This is a genomic window from Streptomyces sp. NPDC003720, from assembly GCF_042875075.1.
Lineage (GTDB): Bacteria > Actinomycetota > Actinomycetes > Streptomycetales > Streptomycetaceae > Streptomyces.
On sequence record NZ_JBIANZ010000003.1, the window covers coordinates 349,187 to 364,071 of the forward strand.

16 protein-coding genes are annotated in these 14,885 nt (G+C 71.2%); 12 read left to right on the plus strand and 4 right to left on the minus strand.

The genetic code is table 11. The features are described 5' to 3' along the window. Positions 1-48: 48 nt before the first annotated feature. From ACFYU0_RS10485 to ACFYU0_RS10520, 8 genes are all read left to right on the plus strand, one after another. Positions 49-1,977 carry a TIGR03960 family B12-binding radical SAM protein gene (locus tag ACFYU0_RS10485; RefSeq protein ID WP_351659338.1) on the plus strand — a complete coding sequence of 643 codons (1,929 nt, stop codon included), beginning with the start codon at positions 49-51 and terminating at the stop codon, positions 1,975-1,977. A 90-nt stretch (positions 1,978-2,067) separates the two neighbouring features. Continuing rightward, a complete protein-coding gene (locus tag ACFYU0_RS10490) occupies positions 2,068-2,985 on the plus strand; it encodes a DUF5996 family protein (RefSeq protein WP_351660164.1) in 918 nt (305 codons plus the stop codon). Positions 2,986-3,350: 365 nt separating this feature from the next. After that, positions 3,351-3,896, plus strand: coding sequence for a DoxX family protein (locus ACFYU0_RS10495; protein ID WP_351659340.1), 546 nt, complete (start codon positions 3,351-3,353; stop codon positions 3,894-3,896). Positions 3,897-4,104: 208 nt separating this feature from the next. After that, a complete protein-coding gene (locus ACFYU0_RS10500) occupies positions 4,105-5,517 on the plus strand; it encodes a condensation domain-containing protein (RefSeq protein ID WP_351659343.1) in 1,413 nt (470 codons plus the stop codon). Between the two features lie 199 nt (positions 5,518-5,716). Beyond that, positions 5,717-5,959: a hypothetical protein gene (locus tag ACFYU0_RS10505; RefSeq protein WP_351659346.1), complete on the plus strand. Its 243-nt coding sequence runs from the start codon at positions 5,717-5,719 to the stop codon at positions 5,957-5,959. A gap of 54 nt (positions 5,960-6,013) precedes the next feature. Beyond that, positions 6,014-6,358: a hypothetical protein gene (locus ACFYU0_RS10510; protein WP_351659348.1), complete on the plus strand. Its 345-nt coding sequence runs from the start codon at positions 6,014-6,016 to the stop codon at positions 6,356-6,358. 159 nt (positions 6,359-6,517) lie between these two features. Continuing rightward, positions 6,518-6,820, plus strand: coding sequence for a hypothetical protein (locus ACFYU0_RS10515; protein ID WP_351659351.1), 303 nt, complete (start codon positions 6,518-6,520; stop codon positions 6,818-6,820). A 223-nt stretch (positions 6,821-7,043) separates the two neighbouring features. Beyond that, a complete protein-coding gene (locus ACFYU0_RS10520) occupies positions 7,044-7,388 on the plus strand; it encodes a hypothetical protein (protein ID WP_389299514.1) in 345 nt (114 codons plus the stop codon). A 190-nt stretch (positions 7,389-7,578) separates the two neighbouring features. On the opposite strand, the gene ACFYU0_RS10525 is transcribed toward ACFYU0_RS10520, so the two are convergent. The 3 genes from ACFYU0_RS10525 to ACFYU0_RS10535 all read right to left on the minus strand — a co-directional run bounded on the left by ACFYU0_RS10525 (position 7,579) and on the right by ACFYU0_RS10535 (position 8,983). Continuing rightward, a complete protein-coding gene (locus ACFYU0_RS10525; RefSeq protein WP_351659356.1) occupies positions 7,579-7,866 on the minus strand; it encodes a hypothetical protein in 288 nt (95 codons plus the stop codon). A gap of 120 nt (positions 7,867-7,986) precedes the next feature. Beyond that, entirely contained in the window at positions 7,987-8,271 is a 285-nt protein-coding gene (locus ACFYU0_RS10530) for a hypothetical protein (RefSeq protein ID WP_351659359.1), read from the minus strand. 205 nt (positions 8,272-8,476) lie between these two features. After that, complete coding sequence (locus ACFYU0_RS10535; RefSeq protein WP_351659362.1) at positions 8,477-8,983, minus strand: hypothetical protein; 507 nt, start codon at positions 8,981-8,983, stop codon at positions 8,477-8,479. Between the two features lie 479 nt (positions 8,984-9,462). Between ACFYU0_RS10535 and ACFYU0_RS10540 the strand changes: the two genes are divergently transcribed. The 3 genes from ACFYU0_RS10540 (at position 9,463) to ACFYU0_RS10550 (ending at position 13,397) form a co-directional block, all read left to right on the plus strand. Continuing rightward, complete coding sequence (locus ACFYU0_RS10540) at positions 9,463-10,269, plus strand: hypothetical protein (protein ID WP_389299517.1); 807 nt, start codon at positions 9,463-9,465, stop codon at positions 10,267-10,269. A 74-nt stretch (positions 10,270-10,343) separates the two neighbouring features. After that, positions 10,344-10,619, plus strand: coding sequence for a hypothetical protein (locus ACFYU0_RS10545; RefSeq protein ID WP_351659367.1), 276 nt, complete (start codon positions 10,344-10,346; stop codon positions 10,617-10,619). 204 nt (positions 10,620-10,823) lie between these two features. After that, a complete protein-coding gene (locus tag ACFYU0_RS10550; protein WP_389299521.1) occupies positions 10,824-13,397 on the plus strand; it encodes an amino acid permease in 2,574 nt (857 codons plus the stop codon). A 268-nt stretch (positions 13,398-13,665) separates the two neighbouring features. Here the strand turns inward: ACFYU0_RS10550 and ACFYU0_RS10555 are convergent, their stop codons facing one another. Then, entirely contained in the window at positions 13,666-14,019 is a 354-nt protein-coding gene (locus ACFYU0_RS10555; protein ID WP_351659373.1) for a DUF805 domain-containing protein, read from the minus strand. A 238-nt stretch (positions 14,020-14,257) separates the two neighbouring features. Between ACFYU0_RS10555 and ACFYU0_RS10560 the strand changes: the two genes are divergently transcribed. Beyond that, positions 14,258-14,857: a hypothetical protein gene (locus ACFYU0_RS10560; RefSeq protein ID WP_389299524.1), complete on the plus strand. Its 600-nt coding sequence runs from the start codon at positions 14,258-14,260 to the stop codon at positions 14,855-14,857. The last annotated feature ends 28 nt before the right edge of the window (positions 14,858-14,885 follow it).

A 14,885-nucleotide genomic window follows, 5' to 3' on the forward strand; every position in this document is an offset into this window, starting at 1 on the left:
CGGGTTAGGCTGAATGGTCACCCCTGTCAGCTCATGAAGGTTCGCGAGATGCCTGTCGAGTCGGTTTTTCCGCAGCTCGAAGCTCTGCTCCCCCACGTGCAGAAGCCGATCCAGTACGTCGGCGGTGAGCTCAACTCCACCGTCAAGGACTGGGACGAGTGCGACGTCCGCTGGGCGCTCATGTACCCGGACGCCTACGAGGTCGGACTGCCCAACCAGGGCGTCATGATCCTCTACGAGGTACTCAACGAGCAGGAGGGCGTCCTCGCCGAGCGCACCTACAGCGTGTGGCCGGACCTCGAGGCGCTGATGCGGGAGCACGGCGTCCCGCAGTTCACCGTGGACACCCACCGCCCGGTGAAGTCGTTCGACGTGTTCGGCCTCAGCTTCTCCACGGAGCTGGGCTACACGAACATGCTCACCGCCCTGGACCTGGCGGGTATCCCGCTGGAATCCCGCGAGCGCACGATCGACGATCCCATCGTGCTGGCCGGCGGCCACGCGGCCTTCAACCCGGAGCCGATCGCCGACTTCATCGACGCGGCGGTCATCGGCGACGGCGAGCAGGCCGTCCTCGACATGACCCGCATCATCCGCGAGTGGAAGGCGCAGGGCCGCCCCGGCGGCCGCGAGGAGGTCCTGCTCCGCCTGGCGAAGACGGGCGGCGTCTACATCCCCGCGTTCTACGACGTGGAGTACCTCCCCGACGGCCGGATCGGGCGTGTGGTCCCCAACCGGTCCGGCGTCCCGTGGCGTGTCTCCAAGCACACGGTCATGGACCTGGACGAGTGGCCCTACCCCAAGCAGCCCCTGGTCCCGCTGGCCGAGACGGTGCACGAGCGGATGTCGGTCGAGATCTTCCGCGGCTGCACCCGCGGCTGCCGCTTCTGCCAGGCCGGCATGATCACCCGCCCGGTGCGCGAGCGTTCGATCACCGGCATCGGCGACATGGTCGACAAGGGCCTCAAGGCCACGGGCTTCGAGGAGGTCGGCCTCCTCTCGCTGTCCTCGGCGGACCACTCGGAGATCGGCGACATCGCCCAGGGCCTGGCCGACCGCTACGAGGACGACAAGATCGGCCTCTCCCTGCCGTCCACCCGTGTCGACGCCTTCAACATCGACCTGGCGAACGAGCTGACCCGCAACGGCCGCCGCTCCGGCCTCACCTTCGCCCCTGAGGGCGGCTCGGAGCGCATCCGCAAGGTCATCAACAAGATGGTCTCGGAAGAGGACCTGATCCGGACCGTCTCCACCGCCTACGGCAACGGCTGGCGCCAGGTGAAGCTGTACTTCATGTGCGGCCTGCCGACGGAGACCGACGACGACGTCCTGCAGATCGCCGACATGGCGACGCACGTGATCCAGAAGGGCCGCGAGGTCTCCCGGTCGAACGACATCCGCTGCACGGTCTCGATCGGCGGCTTCGTCCCCAAGCCCCACACCCCCTTCCAGTGGGCGCCGCAGCTCTCCGCCGAGGAGACCGACGCCCGCCTGGAGAAGCTCCGCGACAAGATCCGCGGCGACAAGAAGTACGGCCGCTCGATCGGCTTCCGCTACCACGACGGCAAGCCCGGCATCGTCGAGGGCCTGCTCTCCCGCGGCGACCGCCGCATCGGCGCCGTCATCCGCGCGGTCTACGAGGACGGCGGCCGCTTCGACGGCTGGCGCGAGCACTTCTCCTACGACCGCTGGATGGCGTGCGCGGACAAGGCGCTCGCCCCCTTCGGCGTGGACGTCGACTGGTACACCACTCGCGAGCGCACCTACGAGGAGGTCCTCCCCTGGGACCACCTCGACTCCGGCCTGGACAAGGACTGGCTCTGGGAGGACTGGCAGGACGCCCTCGACGAGACCGAGGTCGAGGACTGCCGCTGGACCCCCTGCTTCGACTGCGGCGTCTGCCCCCAGATGGACACGAGCATCCAGATCGGCCCGACCGGCAAGAAGCTCCTGCCTCTGACCGTGGTCAACAAGTAGCCGACCGGACCTCGTGGGCTCGGCTCCGGCGCGGATGCCGGACGCCGTCCACGAGGTCATCATGGGACCGTGACGGAGCTATTCCCACCGATGCCGTTGGCGGAGTGGCGGGACACCAAAGAGACCCTGCACCGCTTCGAGCAGATCGTCGGCAAGATCCGCCTGGCATCGAGCGCCAGGCGGAACCACTGGTGGAACGTCCCCTTCCATCTCACGGGACGGGGCATCACCACGCGCCCGATGGGTCAGGTCGACGGGAATCCGATCTTCACGATCGACTTCGACTTCGTCGACCACCGGCTCGTCGTCGCGACGCTGGACGGCGAGGAGCGGTCCTTCCCGCTCACGGGCCAGTCCGTCGCGTCCTTCCACGACGCGACCCTGGCCGCTCTGGCCGCGCTGGGCGTCCGGGCGGACATCGCCCTTCCCAGGCCCTTCGACCTGCCCGACGCCGGCCGGCCGTTCGCCGAGGACACCGAGCACGCGACCTACGATCCGCAGGCCGCCAACCGCTACTGGCGGATCCTGAGCCAGGTGGCGTCCGTGCTGGAGGAGTTCGCGGCGGGCTACTCGGGAAAGAGCAGCCCGGTGCACCACTTCTGGCACACCTTCGACATCGCCCACAGCCGGTTCTCCGGGCGGCGGACCGACCAGCCCCGGCAGGCCGACCCGGTCACCCGGGAGGCGTACTCCAGGGAAGTGATCAGCTTCGGCTTCTGGTTCGGCGACGACACCTTCACCGAGCCCGCCTTCTACTCCTACACCGCCCCCGAGCCCGCCGGCCTGGCCGGGGAGCCGCTCAGCCCCGCGTCCGCGCGGTGGGTCACGCGCGGCGAGAGCCACCTGGCGGTGCTGCCCTACGACGCGGCCCGCGCCGAGCCCGATCCCCGTGCCGCCGTCCTCGCCTTCTACGAGAGCGCCTACCGGGCCGGGGCCGGACGCGCCGAGTGGGACATCGCGACGCTCGCGTGCCCCGGAGGCGTCACGGACGCGGTCCGGCGAACCTGACCCCGGCCGGGCGGGCCGGCTCGAACCCGCGCCCGGTCAGCCCGCTTGCCGTGCGACCCGCAGGTGGATGGGGCCGCGGCGGTACGGCGGGGGGTCGGTGACCAGGCGGGGCCGGCACTGACCCTGTCGGGAAAAAGCCTAGTCCTGGCGTATATCGCCCGCACACCGGCGAAGTGTCGCCTCGCGCCGCGGGGCAAGTCGTCCGGATCACGGCGTCCGGATGCCCGATGCCGTTCCCGGCGCAAGGATCGTGTGTGGAGCAGGTGCTCCGCCGTCCCTGCGGGGCCCGGCCCGCCACCGGTTGCTCGGCGTCCGCCCGAGCTGGGGGAAGACGCCCGTTCCGGCGTTCCGACCGGAGCACTGCCATGTTGACCAAGCGCATCCTGAACCGCCCCGCCCGTTCCGGGGAATCGGTGGCGCGTCCCGTCACCGCCGCCGACGCCGGCCTGCTGCTCATCAGGCTGGCCTTCGGCCTGCTGATGGCCGCCCACGGGGCCCAGAAACTCTTCGGGCTCTTCGGGGGCCCGGGCCTCACCGCGACCGGCAAGGGCTTCGCGGGGCTCGGCTACCGACCGGGACGGCTCTACGCCGTGATCGGAGGTCTGTCCGAGTTCCTCGGCGGACTGGGCCTGGCTCTCGGACTGCTGACGCCGCTGGCCGCCGCCGCCCTGATCGGGGTCATGATCAACGCGATGGCCACGGTCACCGGCGCCCACGGTCTGTGGGAGGCGGACGGAGGTGTCGAGTACAGCGTCTGCATCGCGGTCGTCGCGCTGGCCGTGGCCGCCATCGGTCCCGGCCGGCTGGCGGCCGACCGCTTCTTCGCCTGGGGAGGGGGCGGCTGGAAGGCGGCCGCGTTCGCCCTCGGCCTGGGCGGTCTCGGCGCCGCGATCACGCTGAGCCTCCTGTGAACCCGCACCGGCCGCGGCCCGCGACCCGGCGGAACACCCGAGCCGCCGGGAACCCACAGGTCAGGCACGGCGGAGCGTTAACTCCGCATGATCGCTTCGCCGTTCGACGCGTCACACGTCCCGCTGAAATGGCGGCGACACGGCGGCCGCCGCTCGCGCGCGGCTCCCCCTTCATCAAGCTGGTGTCTTCTGCGAAGGAGACGCCACCGTGCGAATTTCTGACATCCAGCGCTGCGAGGTCCGGCCCGGACGACTCGTCGAGTGGACGTTCAGCCCTGCGACCGTCGAGGCCGCGGCGGTGCTGCCGCCGGACCCGCGGCCGCCGGCGTACATCCAGGAGTCGCACATCCGGACGGCCCGTTCGGTGCGGGAGGACGGACTGTTCGTACCCACCTGGCTGGGCACCGCGTTCGACCTGCCGGGGCCGGCCGACCTCGACGCGCTGGAACGGGCGCTGCGCGCCTGGACGTTGCGCCACGAGACGCTGCGCAGCGGCTTCCGGCTGGCCGACGACGAGATGCAACGGTTCACCCTCGACGAGGACGACGTGTCCCTGCACCGCGAGGTGGTGGGCGACTTCGCCGACGCCAACGCCCTGATCCGGTACCTGCAGGACCGATTCGACGTGGCGGCGGACGCGCTCGGCTGGCCGAACCTCATCTACGCCGCGGTCGTCCGCAAGGACGCCACCAGTGTGTACATGGCCTTCGACCACACCAACGTCGACGCCTACTCGCTCCAGCGCATCCCCGACGAGATCCGCGAGTTGTACACCGCGGACGTCACGGGGCGGCCCGCGGCCGGCACGCCTCCCGGCAGCTACGTCGACTTCTGCGAGCAGGAGCGGACGAGCGCGGACGGGATCGACGACACCCACGCGATCGTCGACCGGTGGCGGGAGTTCATCGGCCGGTGCGACGGACGGCTTCCGGAGTTCCCCGTCGACCTCGGGCTGCGGCCCGGTGACCCGCTGCCCACCCAGAAGCTGGTGTGCGAGCCCCTCGTCGACGCGGACGCGGCCGCCGCGTTCGAGGCGTACTGCAGGCCCTACGGCGGCAGCCTGGTGGGCGTCCTGGCCGCGACCAGCCTGATCGTCCACGAGCTGGGCGGGCAGCCGGTCTACCGCACGGTCGTGCCGTTCCACACCCGGCTGAAGTCCGCGTGGTCGGACTCGGTCGGCTGGTACGTCGGCGGCGCCCCGATCGAGGTGCCCGCCGCGCGGGACCTCGAGGGCGCGCTCGCCACGGTCCGTGCCGAGCTGAGGGCCAACCGGTCGCTGGCGCGCATTCCGCTGGCCCGCGTACTGCGGCTGCTGGGCACGGACTTCCGCCCGACCTCGCCCGACATGTACTCGATCATCTCGTACGTGGACGCCCGCCCCACGCCCGGATCGGCCCGCTGGGCCGAGCAGAACGCGTTCGGGCTGATCCGGGTGTCGTACGGCGACCAGGTGTGCGCCTGGGTCAACCGGCTGCACGAGGGCCTGTGGTTCGCCTGCCGGTACCCGGACACCGAGGTCGCGTACAAGAACGTACGGCTGTACGTGGAGGCGCTGCGCGACCTGATCCTCTCCGTGCCCGCGCACGGTCGCCTGCGGGTCGCGGAGCCGGCTTTCCTCTGACGAACTTCCGCCCACCGCACCGGAGTTCGGCAACACGACGCCGTGTGCGGTCAATTGGCGTCCCCGCGGTGACCTCTGCGGGGTTGTCCGGCCCCCGGCCGGACCGGCGATGTGGAATGTGCCATATCGCTACTGCTAGTGTCTGGCCCGTCACGCTAGGCAATCAGTTTCGTTGTTCAGGTAAAGGACCGAGGGTTCCATGCGCAAGTTTCAGCAGGTCGTGATCGCAGCAGTGGCGGCCGGTGGACTGTCCGCCGTCGGCGTCGGCACGGCGGCCGCCGTCACCTCCGACAACGGGCCGAAGGTGTCCGACTCCTACCGCCCCTACCAGGAGTGCAGCCCGCAGACGGTGGCCGAGAACAGCATCCCGGTCGGCGTGCTCGGCATCGCCGGCACCCTGGACACCACCTGCGGTCAGTACAACACCGCCTTCAACGGCTGAGTCCGGCCCGGCGCGACCGGTTCCCGGGCGCCCTCGCAGAGAAAGACGCAGCACATGTTCAGCAGGATGAAGATCGCGGCCGTCTCGGGGCTCGTCGGCGGCCTCACCGTGGCCTGCGCCGGCATCACCCCGGCGTTCGCCGCGGCAGGTCCGACGCCCTGTACTCCCGACCTCCAGGGCAACATCAGCTGTACGCAGCGGATCACGGGTGAGGTGCCCGAGGGCGGCGTCATGCCCCACCGGGAGACCTGCGTGCCGGTGCAGCCCGTGAGGCTGCCCGCCGCCCTCGGCGCCGGGGTCACCCGGCTCGGACCCGAGGTCACCTGTGATCCGGCGACGACGGGCGTGCCACCCGAAGAGAGCGACGGCGAGAAGGGGTTGTTCGGCCTCATGTCCTGAGCGCCGGGAGGCCCGGCCGTCCGGCCCCGCCGGACCGCCGCCGCTGGAGTTGCGGATACGACATGGGGAGTGTAGATCCTCGGCAACTACGGAGAGTGTGTATATCCTCACACCACGTAGTCGATCCGGGCGCTCGCCCGGGTAAGAAAGGGTCATTCCATGCGTAAGTTTCAGCGCGCTGCAATCGTAGCGGCGGCGGTGGCCGGACTGTCCATGCTCGGGGCCGGAGCCAGCTTCGCCGGCGAGAACGACGCGCCTCCGGCGATCAGTGCGGTGGCCAACTCCTCGGCCAACGCCGTCGCCGTCGGTGGCGGCTACTACGTCCAGCCGCAGGGCCAGCCGGAGGAGCAGCCGCAGGCCCAGCCGCAGGAGGAGCAGGCCCAGCCGCCGCAGGAGGAGCAGAAGAACGACGAGCCCGAGCAGGGCTACGGCGAGCACGGCGAGCACGGCGAGGACCAGTAACGACGTACTCCGTCCACCGGTGTCCTGGTGACACCGTGGCGAAGACAGCCCGGGCGCGCGCCGGCCGTAACGGCACGCGCCCGGGCTGCGTCCATTCCGCCGTCGGATGTGCCGGACGACAAGTCCGGCCGCCGGGGGCGGTGTTCAGGAACATCGGCCCGGACGCACGCCGGTCACAGGCGAGGCGTCCGGGCCTGCCGTTTTGAGAAAGGGGACACCACACATGTTCAACGCAAGGAAGATCGCCACGGTCTCGGGGCTCGTGGGGAGCCTCGCCGCGCTCTGCCTCGGCGGCGGCCAGGCGCAGGCGGCCGGGCTCCCGGGCGGCTGCCAGAGCACCGCGCAGGGCGGCACCGTGTGCGTCCGGAAGAACGACTCCCGGGTCGACAAGGACGGCACGCACATCGTCCAGCAGAAGCAGGACTGCTCGACGGCCGACCGTCCGCACGTGATGTTCTCGGGGGACGAGGCCACCGGCGAGGAGTCCGCGAGCACCGGCCAGGTCGTGGACTGCTCCAACACGGCGGAGCTGCCCAAGGGTTTCAAGAAGCCGCACCTCGACTTCTGAAGGCCGCCGGCACGGGCGGACCGCCGCGGAAAGCGGCGAGCCCCGGTGTCCCGACCGCGGGTCGGGACACCGGGGCTCGCCGTGCGGCCCGTCAGGGGCCGGGGTCGAGAACGCCGATGGTCCCGGCGCCGGGCGTGGGCCGCGGTGCCGGGACCATTCGCTGCACGGCGCCGGTGCGCCGGAGCGGGGCTCAGAAGGCGGTGTTGTTGCAGCCCATGGTCGAGCCGATCTTGGTGGCCTGCGCGCCGGGGTTGCCCTCGCCGTTCAGCAGGTTGCCGCCGAGGCCGTTGGCGATGCCGACCTCGCCGAGGACGTCGGCGTTGAGGTCGTGCGAGCGGCAGGTGCTGCTCTGCTGGATGTTGAACTCGTCGCCGCTCTTGCCGCCCCAGCCTTCGCCGGCGTGGGCGGCGCCCGCCCCGAAGAACCCGGCGCCGGCGATGGTGGCGATGAGGAGGGCGGTCGTGCGGAGCTTGCGCATGTGATCTCCCGAGGAGTGAGGGGGGTGAGGTCCGTGGGGAACGTCATCGGTCCCGGCACCGGGCGCGGGCCGCGGTGCCGGGACCGATCACACTCCGGCGTCGGTGCGCCGGAGCGGGGCTCAGAAGGCGCTGTTGTTGCAGCCCATGGTCGAGCCGATGTGGGTGTTCTGGGCGCCCGGGCTGCCCTCGCCGTTCAGGCCGTTGCCCAGCACGCCGTCGAGCAGGCCGACCTCACCGAGCAGGTCCAGGTTCAGGTCGTGCGACTTGCAGTTCGAGCTCTGCGTGATGTTGAACCTGTCACCGTGGTCGCCGCCCTTGCCGCCCGCGGCGTGGGCCGTGCCGCCGACGAGTCCGAGGCTGCCGATGGCGGCGACCAGGACGGCAACATTGCGAAGCTTGCGCATGTCATCTCCGGTGGAGTGGGGGGTGCGATCTGTGGCAGATCGACGTTTTACAGTTACGGGACATTAGTGCGTAATATCCCAAAACGGGCAACGACGCGCCGTTCTTTGATCACGCCCCTCGGAGAAACCCGTACCGTGCAGCGGATATGACGGACCGTCGGATCGCGTGCCGTCCGGGCCGGGCCCGGACGGGGGCGTCCGGCTGTCAGTACTGCTGGGCGCTGGCCAGGGAGTTCGACTGGCTGTTGGCCTGGGTGCAGTCGACGCCACGGGTCTGCGCGGCTGCCAGCAGGGCGACCGGGACGTTCGCGTCGAGCAGGTTCTGCGGGCTGCACTCCTGGTACGGGCGGAACAGGTTGCTCTGGCTCACCGCACCGCCCTGGTTGACCGTCTGCGGGGCGCCCTGCGGGCTCTGCTGGGCCTGGGGCGAGATCTGGGGACTGATCTGCGGGTTCAGCTGCGGGTTGAGCTGGGGGGCGACCTCGGCGCCGCGCTCCGGGGCGGCGGCCGCCTGCCGCGGGGCCGGCGAGCCGTAGGTCTGCGCGGTCGCCTGGGAGGAGGTGGCCGACGCGGCCTGGGCGTCCGGCTGTGACACGGGTGGCGGAACGGTCCCGTTGTAGGTGGCGGGGGCGGCGGAGCTCGGGCCGGCGCCGACGGCGGACAGACCGCCCGCAGCTGCGATGACGAGCGCGACGTGCTGAAGCTTGCGCATGGAATCCTCGGCCCTTCGTTGACCTGTGCGCGGAACCTGGTGAAACGGTGACGGGGCGGAACGGCCTTCGCTGTCCCGCTGCCCGGCGCGGCCGACGGCTGCGATGGACCGTCGCGTCCGGCCCGTGGGGAACGAGGCGAAAACGGCCGCGGACACGGCCGCGGGCCGGGGGTCACCCATTCGACGCAAAGGCGCAGGCCGCAATGTGCCGTGACGCCTCTCACCGGGATGTGGCAAATGGGTGACAGGCCTTCCGGCACCCGTGACCACGGCGTGGGAATTCTCGTTCCGACGGGGAGAGGGCAGCGAGGTGGACTCTCTAAGGGCGAGGAATTTCGCTGCCCGCTTCACACGGCGTCCGCGTGCCGATCAGGAGCAACGCTGCTGACGGTGCGGTGTGAATATCGCACCGATTATGCGCGTGACGGCACCGAACGCAATTGCTTTCCCTTTTCAGGTATCGAAGGGCCGAGGGTTTCATGCGCAAGCTTCACAAGGCCGCGCTCGTTGTAGCGGCGGCCGGCGGTCTGTCCGTCATCGGCGTAGGCGTCAGCCATGCCGATTCCCCAGTCGGGCAGGGCAGCGCCGCACCGGCGCCGGGTCCCGATCAGCAGGCCCCGCAGGGCTACGCCCCGGCCCCCGCTCCACAGCCGGCGCCGCAGGTCTACGCGCCGGCGCCCGCTCCGGCCCCGCAGCCGGCGCCTCAGGCGTACGCTCCCGCCCCGGCCCCGCAGCCGGCGCCTCAGGCGTACGCACCCGCCCCGGCCCCGCAGCCGGCACCGCAGGCCTACGCTCCCGCCCCTGCCCCGGCTCCGCAGCCGGCCCCCCAGGTCTACGCCCCGGCCCCGGCTCCGCAGGCGCCCCAGACCGGGTACGCCTCGGCGTCGGCCGTGTCGCAGGGCTCGGCCCAGGCCACGGCGGCGCCGTACGCGCCGCAGCAGTACCCGCAGCAGCCGTACGCGCAGCCGGCGCCGTACCCGCAGCAGCAGCCGTACCAGCAGCCGGCGCCGTACCAGCAGGCCGCTCCCGCGCAGCCGGCGCAGGTCGTCCCGCAGGTCATGCCCCAGGTGATGCCCCAGGTCGCCCCGCAGGTGGCCATGCCCCAGGCCGCCCAGGAGCCCCCGGCGCATGTCGCCCCGCAGGTGAACCCCCAGGTCAACCCGCAGGTGAACCCGCTCGTCAACCCGATCATCGCGCCCCCGAGCGGCCCTGGGCTGTCTCCGGTCGGCCTCGGTCAGGTCGCGGCGCCGCCGGTCGGCCAGCTCGGGCTTCCCCGGCTCGGCTGACCGCCCCGCCGCGGACGCCCGCGGCGCCACCGATCCACTCCCGTCGTAGATCCCCCCGAAACAACGGAGAACCCATGCGCAAGCTCCACAAGGCCGTCCTCGTCGGCGCCATGCTCGGCACCGTCGGCTCGTTCGGCGCCACCACCGCGTCCGCACACGGTGAGCCCGGCCACGACATCGACGTCACGCAGGGTGTCGAGTGCCGTTCGCACGACATGAACATCGAGGTGCTCGGCAGCGTCGGCGCCCTCACCGGCCTCGCGGGCAACCTGCTGAACGGCGAGGGCAACCCGGGCGCGCAGCAGAGCCACCTCGGCTCGGACATGGGCTGCAACAACCAGGCGTTCTGACCGGCCCCGCCCAGCGGCGGACCGGCTCGAACCGGCCGGAGGGCGCCCGCGGATCAGGGATCCGCGGGCGCCCCGCGCTGTTGCGGGGTCTGTGGCCCGGCGTTGGAATCGAGTGTGTGGCATTTTGGCGGCGCAGAGTCCGCCGGCCGCCCCGCTCCCGGGACGGGCGCCGGCCGCAAAGGGCTCAAGAACGACGCGCTCGGCATGTTCTCCTCGGTGGTCATCGGGCTTGCCTCCACCGCCCCCGCCTACAGCCTCGCCGCCACCCTGGGCCTGATCGTCGCGGCGGTCGGCCTGCAGGCCCCGATCGTCATCATGCTGTCGTTCGTACCGATGCTGCTGATCGCGTACGCCTTCCGGGAACTCAACGCGAGCAACGCCGACTGCGGGACGACCTTCACCTGGGCGACCCGCGCCTTCGGCCCCCGCACCGGCTGGATGGGCGGCTGGGGCATCGTCGTCGCCAACGTCATCGTCATGGCGAGCCTCGCCGAGATCGCCGGCACGTACAGCTTCCGGCTGGTGGGCCAGGACGGGCTGGCGGAGGACCGATTGTGGACCACCGTGGCCGGCATCGTCTGGATCGCGGTGATGACCACGGTCTGCTACGTCGGCATCGAGCTCTCCGCCGCCCTGCAGCGCTGGTTGCTCTGCATGGAAGTGGGGATGCTGGTCGTCTTCGCCGTGGCCGCGCTGGTCAGGGTCTACACCGACCCCCCGCCCACCGCGCTCCACGTCTCCGCCTCCTGGTTCAACCCCTTCGAGGTGACCTCGGTCAAGGCCCTCACCTCGGGTCTGCTGGCCGGGGTCTTCATCTACTGGGGCTGGGACACCGCGGTCTCGATCAACGAGGAGACGGTCGACAGCACCCGCATCCCCGGCCGCGCGGCGGTCATGTCCACCGTACTGCTGCTGATCATGTACGCCCTGGTGTCCACGTCGGCGCAGGCCTTCGCGGGGACCGGCGGCTCGGGGATCGGGCTCGGCAACGCCGACAACTCGGACGACGTCTTCTCCGGGCTAGGCGAGGCCGTCTTCGGCAGCGGCGACACGGGCCTCGTGCTGTCCAGGCTGCTGATCCTGATGGTGCTGACCTCGGCACTGGCGTCCACCCAGACCACCATCCTGCCGCTGGCCCGGACGGTCTTCTCCATGGCGGTCCACAAGGCCGTCCCCGCCCGGTTCGCCCGGGTGCACCGCAGGTTCCTCACCCCGACCTGGTCGACCGTCGGGATGGGCGCGGTCTCGATCGCCTTCCTCCTGCTACTGACGTCCTTCAGCGGAAACGCGCTGGCCGACTCGGTGGACTCGGTCGGCCTCGCGATCACCTTCCACTACGGCCTGACCGGCTTCGCCTGCCTCTGGTACTACCGCAAGATCCTCGACCGCAGCACCAAGGACCTCGTCTTCAAGGGCGTGCTGCCGGGCCTGGGCGGTCTGATCATGCTCGCCCTGTTCCTCTACGCCACCTATGTCTACGCGGCCCCGGACTACGGCGCGACCAGCGTCGACCTGCCGCTCTTCGGGCCGACCGGCGGGGTCACCGTCATCGGTCTGGGCGCCCTGCTGCTCGGTCTGCTGCTGATGCCGGTGGTCACCCGCGGACACGGGGTCGCCCTCAAGCTCCAGCGGAGCCTGCTGCCGCGCCGCCTGCCGTCGCACACCGCTCTCGCCTCGGCGAGCCGCTACCTGCCCGCCGACAACGGCTCCGGGGTGGGCGGCGACTGGTACGACGTGATCCCGCTGTCCGGCACCAGAGTCGGCCTGGTCGTCGGGGACGTGCTGGGGCACGGCCTGCGCGCCGCCGCCACGATGGGCCGGCTGCGTACGGGCGTGCGCGTCCTGGCCCGGCTCGATCTGACCCCGGACGAGCTGCTGTCCCGGCTCGACGACCTGGTCGAGCAGACCGCGCACGAACGCGGGGACGGCCACGGCGGCCCGGGCCCCCCGAGGTCGCAGGCCGACGAGGCCAGGGGCGTGACCTGCCTGTACGCGGTGTACGACCCGGTCTCCGGGCAGTGCAGCCTGGCGCGGGCCGGGAACCCGGTGCTGGCGGTCGTGGAACCGGGGACGGGAGTGGTCGGTTATCCCGAGCTGCCGCCCGGACCGCCGCTGGGCGTCGGCGGTGCGCCCTACCAGAGCATGGAACTGCGGCTGCCGCCGGGCAGTCTCGTCGCCCTGTGCACGGACGGCCTGCTGCAGGCCGCCCCCGGCCGTGCCGCCGGGCTCGCGCGGCTCTCCGGGGTCCTCGCCGGTGACCAGGACCGGGCGTCGCTGGACGAGCTGTGCGACCGCGCGGTGACCGCCCTGCTGCCCGGGCCGGTGGACGTGGACGCCACGCTGCTCGTGGCCCGCACCCGGCTGCTCGACCGGAGCCAGTTCACCCAGTGGGAGCTGCCGCCGGACCCGGCGGGGGTGGCCGGCATCCGCACGGCCGTCGGCAAGCAGCTGCGGGACTGGGGCCTGGAGGACCTGGCGTTCACCAGCGAGCTCATCGTCAGCGAACTCGTCACCAACGCCATCCGCTACGTCGGCGGCCCGATCCAGGTGCGCCTGATCCGCGACCGGACGTTGATCTGCGAGGTCTCCGACACCGGCCACACCACGCCCAACCTGCGCCACGCCGCGAGCGACGACGAGGGCGGCCGGGGCCTGTTCATCATCGCCCAGATGACCCACCACTGGGGCACCCGGTACACCCCCACCGGCAAGACCCTCTGGACCGAGCAGGACCTGCCGCCGGCGGACGGCGGGCCGGCCGGGACCGCGGGGGAGTGAGCGGATGCGGACGCCCCCGCCGGCCGTCTTCTCGACCAGAGGGGGCGTCTCGGGGCGTCCCGTGCCGACGTCGCCGGTCAGTTGAAGCAGCCGGGGACCGGGGTCGGGCTGGTCGCGCAGTTGTTGTGGTCCCGTGTCGTGCGTCCGATGGCCGTACCGGGCTTGCCCGCCGGCGGCTTCCGCGCTGTTCGCCCGGGCCGCACCGAGGCCGCACGCGGGAAAGGCCCGCCGGAGGGTTCCGGCGGGCCTTTCAACGGCTGATGTCCGCTCAGGCGGCCTGGGCGTACTTCGGGTTCGGGCCGTACTGGTTGGTCTCCGGCTTGCCCTCGGTGGCCAGGAAGACGATCAGGATGATCGTGCCGACCAGCGGGATCAGGGCGATCAGGATCCACCAGCCCGAGCGGCCGGTGTCGTGCAGCCGGCGGACGGCGACGCCGAGGCCGGGCAGCAGGGTGGCCAGCGAGTAGATGACGGCCGGGACGCTCGAACCGATGGCCGCGTCGATGATCGCCAGCACGATGCTGATGATGATGTTGAACAGGAAGAACATCCAGTATTCCTGCCGCCGCGCGCGGCCGCTGAAAACGGCGTACTTCTTCAGGACGTCGATGTACCAGTGCATGGTTGTCCCCCCAGGTGCTCAAGCTCAGTTGTCCTCCCCATCGAACCAGTCACGGTGACCGGAAACCATGTCTTTGGCGTGCGCGGGTCAATGTGTTACCCGGCTGTGGTCGTTCGGTGACAGGAGGCCTGGTGGGCCGGGTCGGCGGACGCCCGCCGCCCGCCGCGCACGACGGGCGGCGGGCGCCCGGTCACGGGACGATGGGGGAGGGGGCCCGACGGCCGACGGGAGGACTCCGATGGCGCAGCAGACGGCGACGAAGGCACCGACGCAGAAGCCCGTGGGCACGAGTGGCGTGTTCTTCTCGTTCGCCCCCTGGATCATCTTCGGAGTGGTCGCGAGCCCGAGCACCTGGGAGTACGCGGCGCTCGCCGCGCTGATCGCCGCGATCGTGCTGTCCGGGAAGGACATGCTCCGGGGCAGGTTCTTCCTCCTGGACATGGTCGGCATCGTGTTCTTCGCGGTCCTCACGGTCCTGGCGCTCGCCCTGGACCGCTCGCAGCTCCTCTGGCTGGAGACCTACGCCCAGGTCATCTCCAACGGCGTCGTGGCCGTCGTCGCGCTGGGGTCGCTGTTCGCCGATCCCTTCACGGCGCAGTACGCCCGGCAGCAGACGCCCCGCGAATACTGGGACTCGCCGGTCTTCGCGCACATCAACCGGGTGCTGACCGCGGCCTGGGGCGTCGTCTTCGCCCTCATGGCGCTCTCCACCTGGCTGGCCGTCCGGAACCCGTCCATGGACGACTGGTTCAACTGGGTCGTCCCGATCGTCCTGCTGGTCGGGGTCGTCAGGTTCACCGAGCGCTACCCGGAGTCGTACAAGGCACGCGCGGTCTAGCGCATCCGCGGGGGCGTCCGCCGCGTCT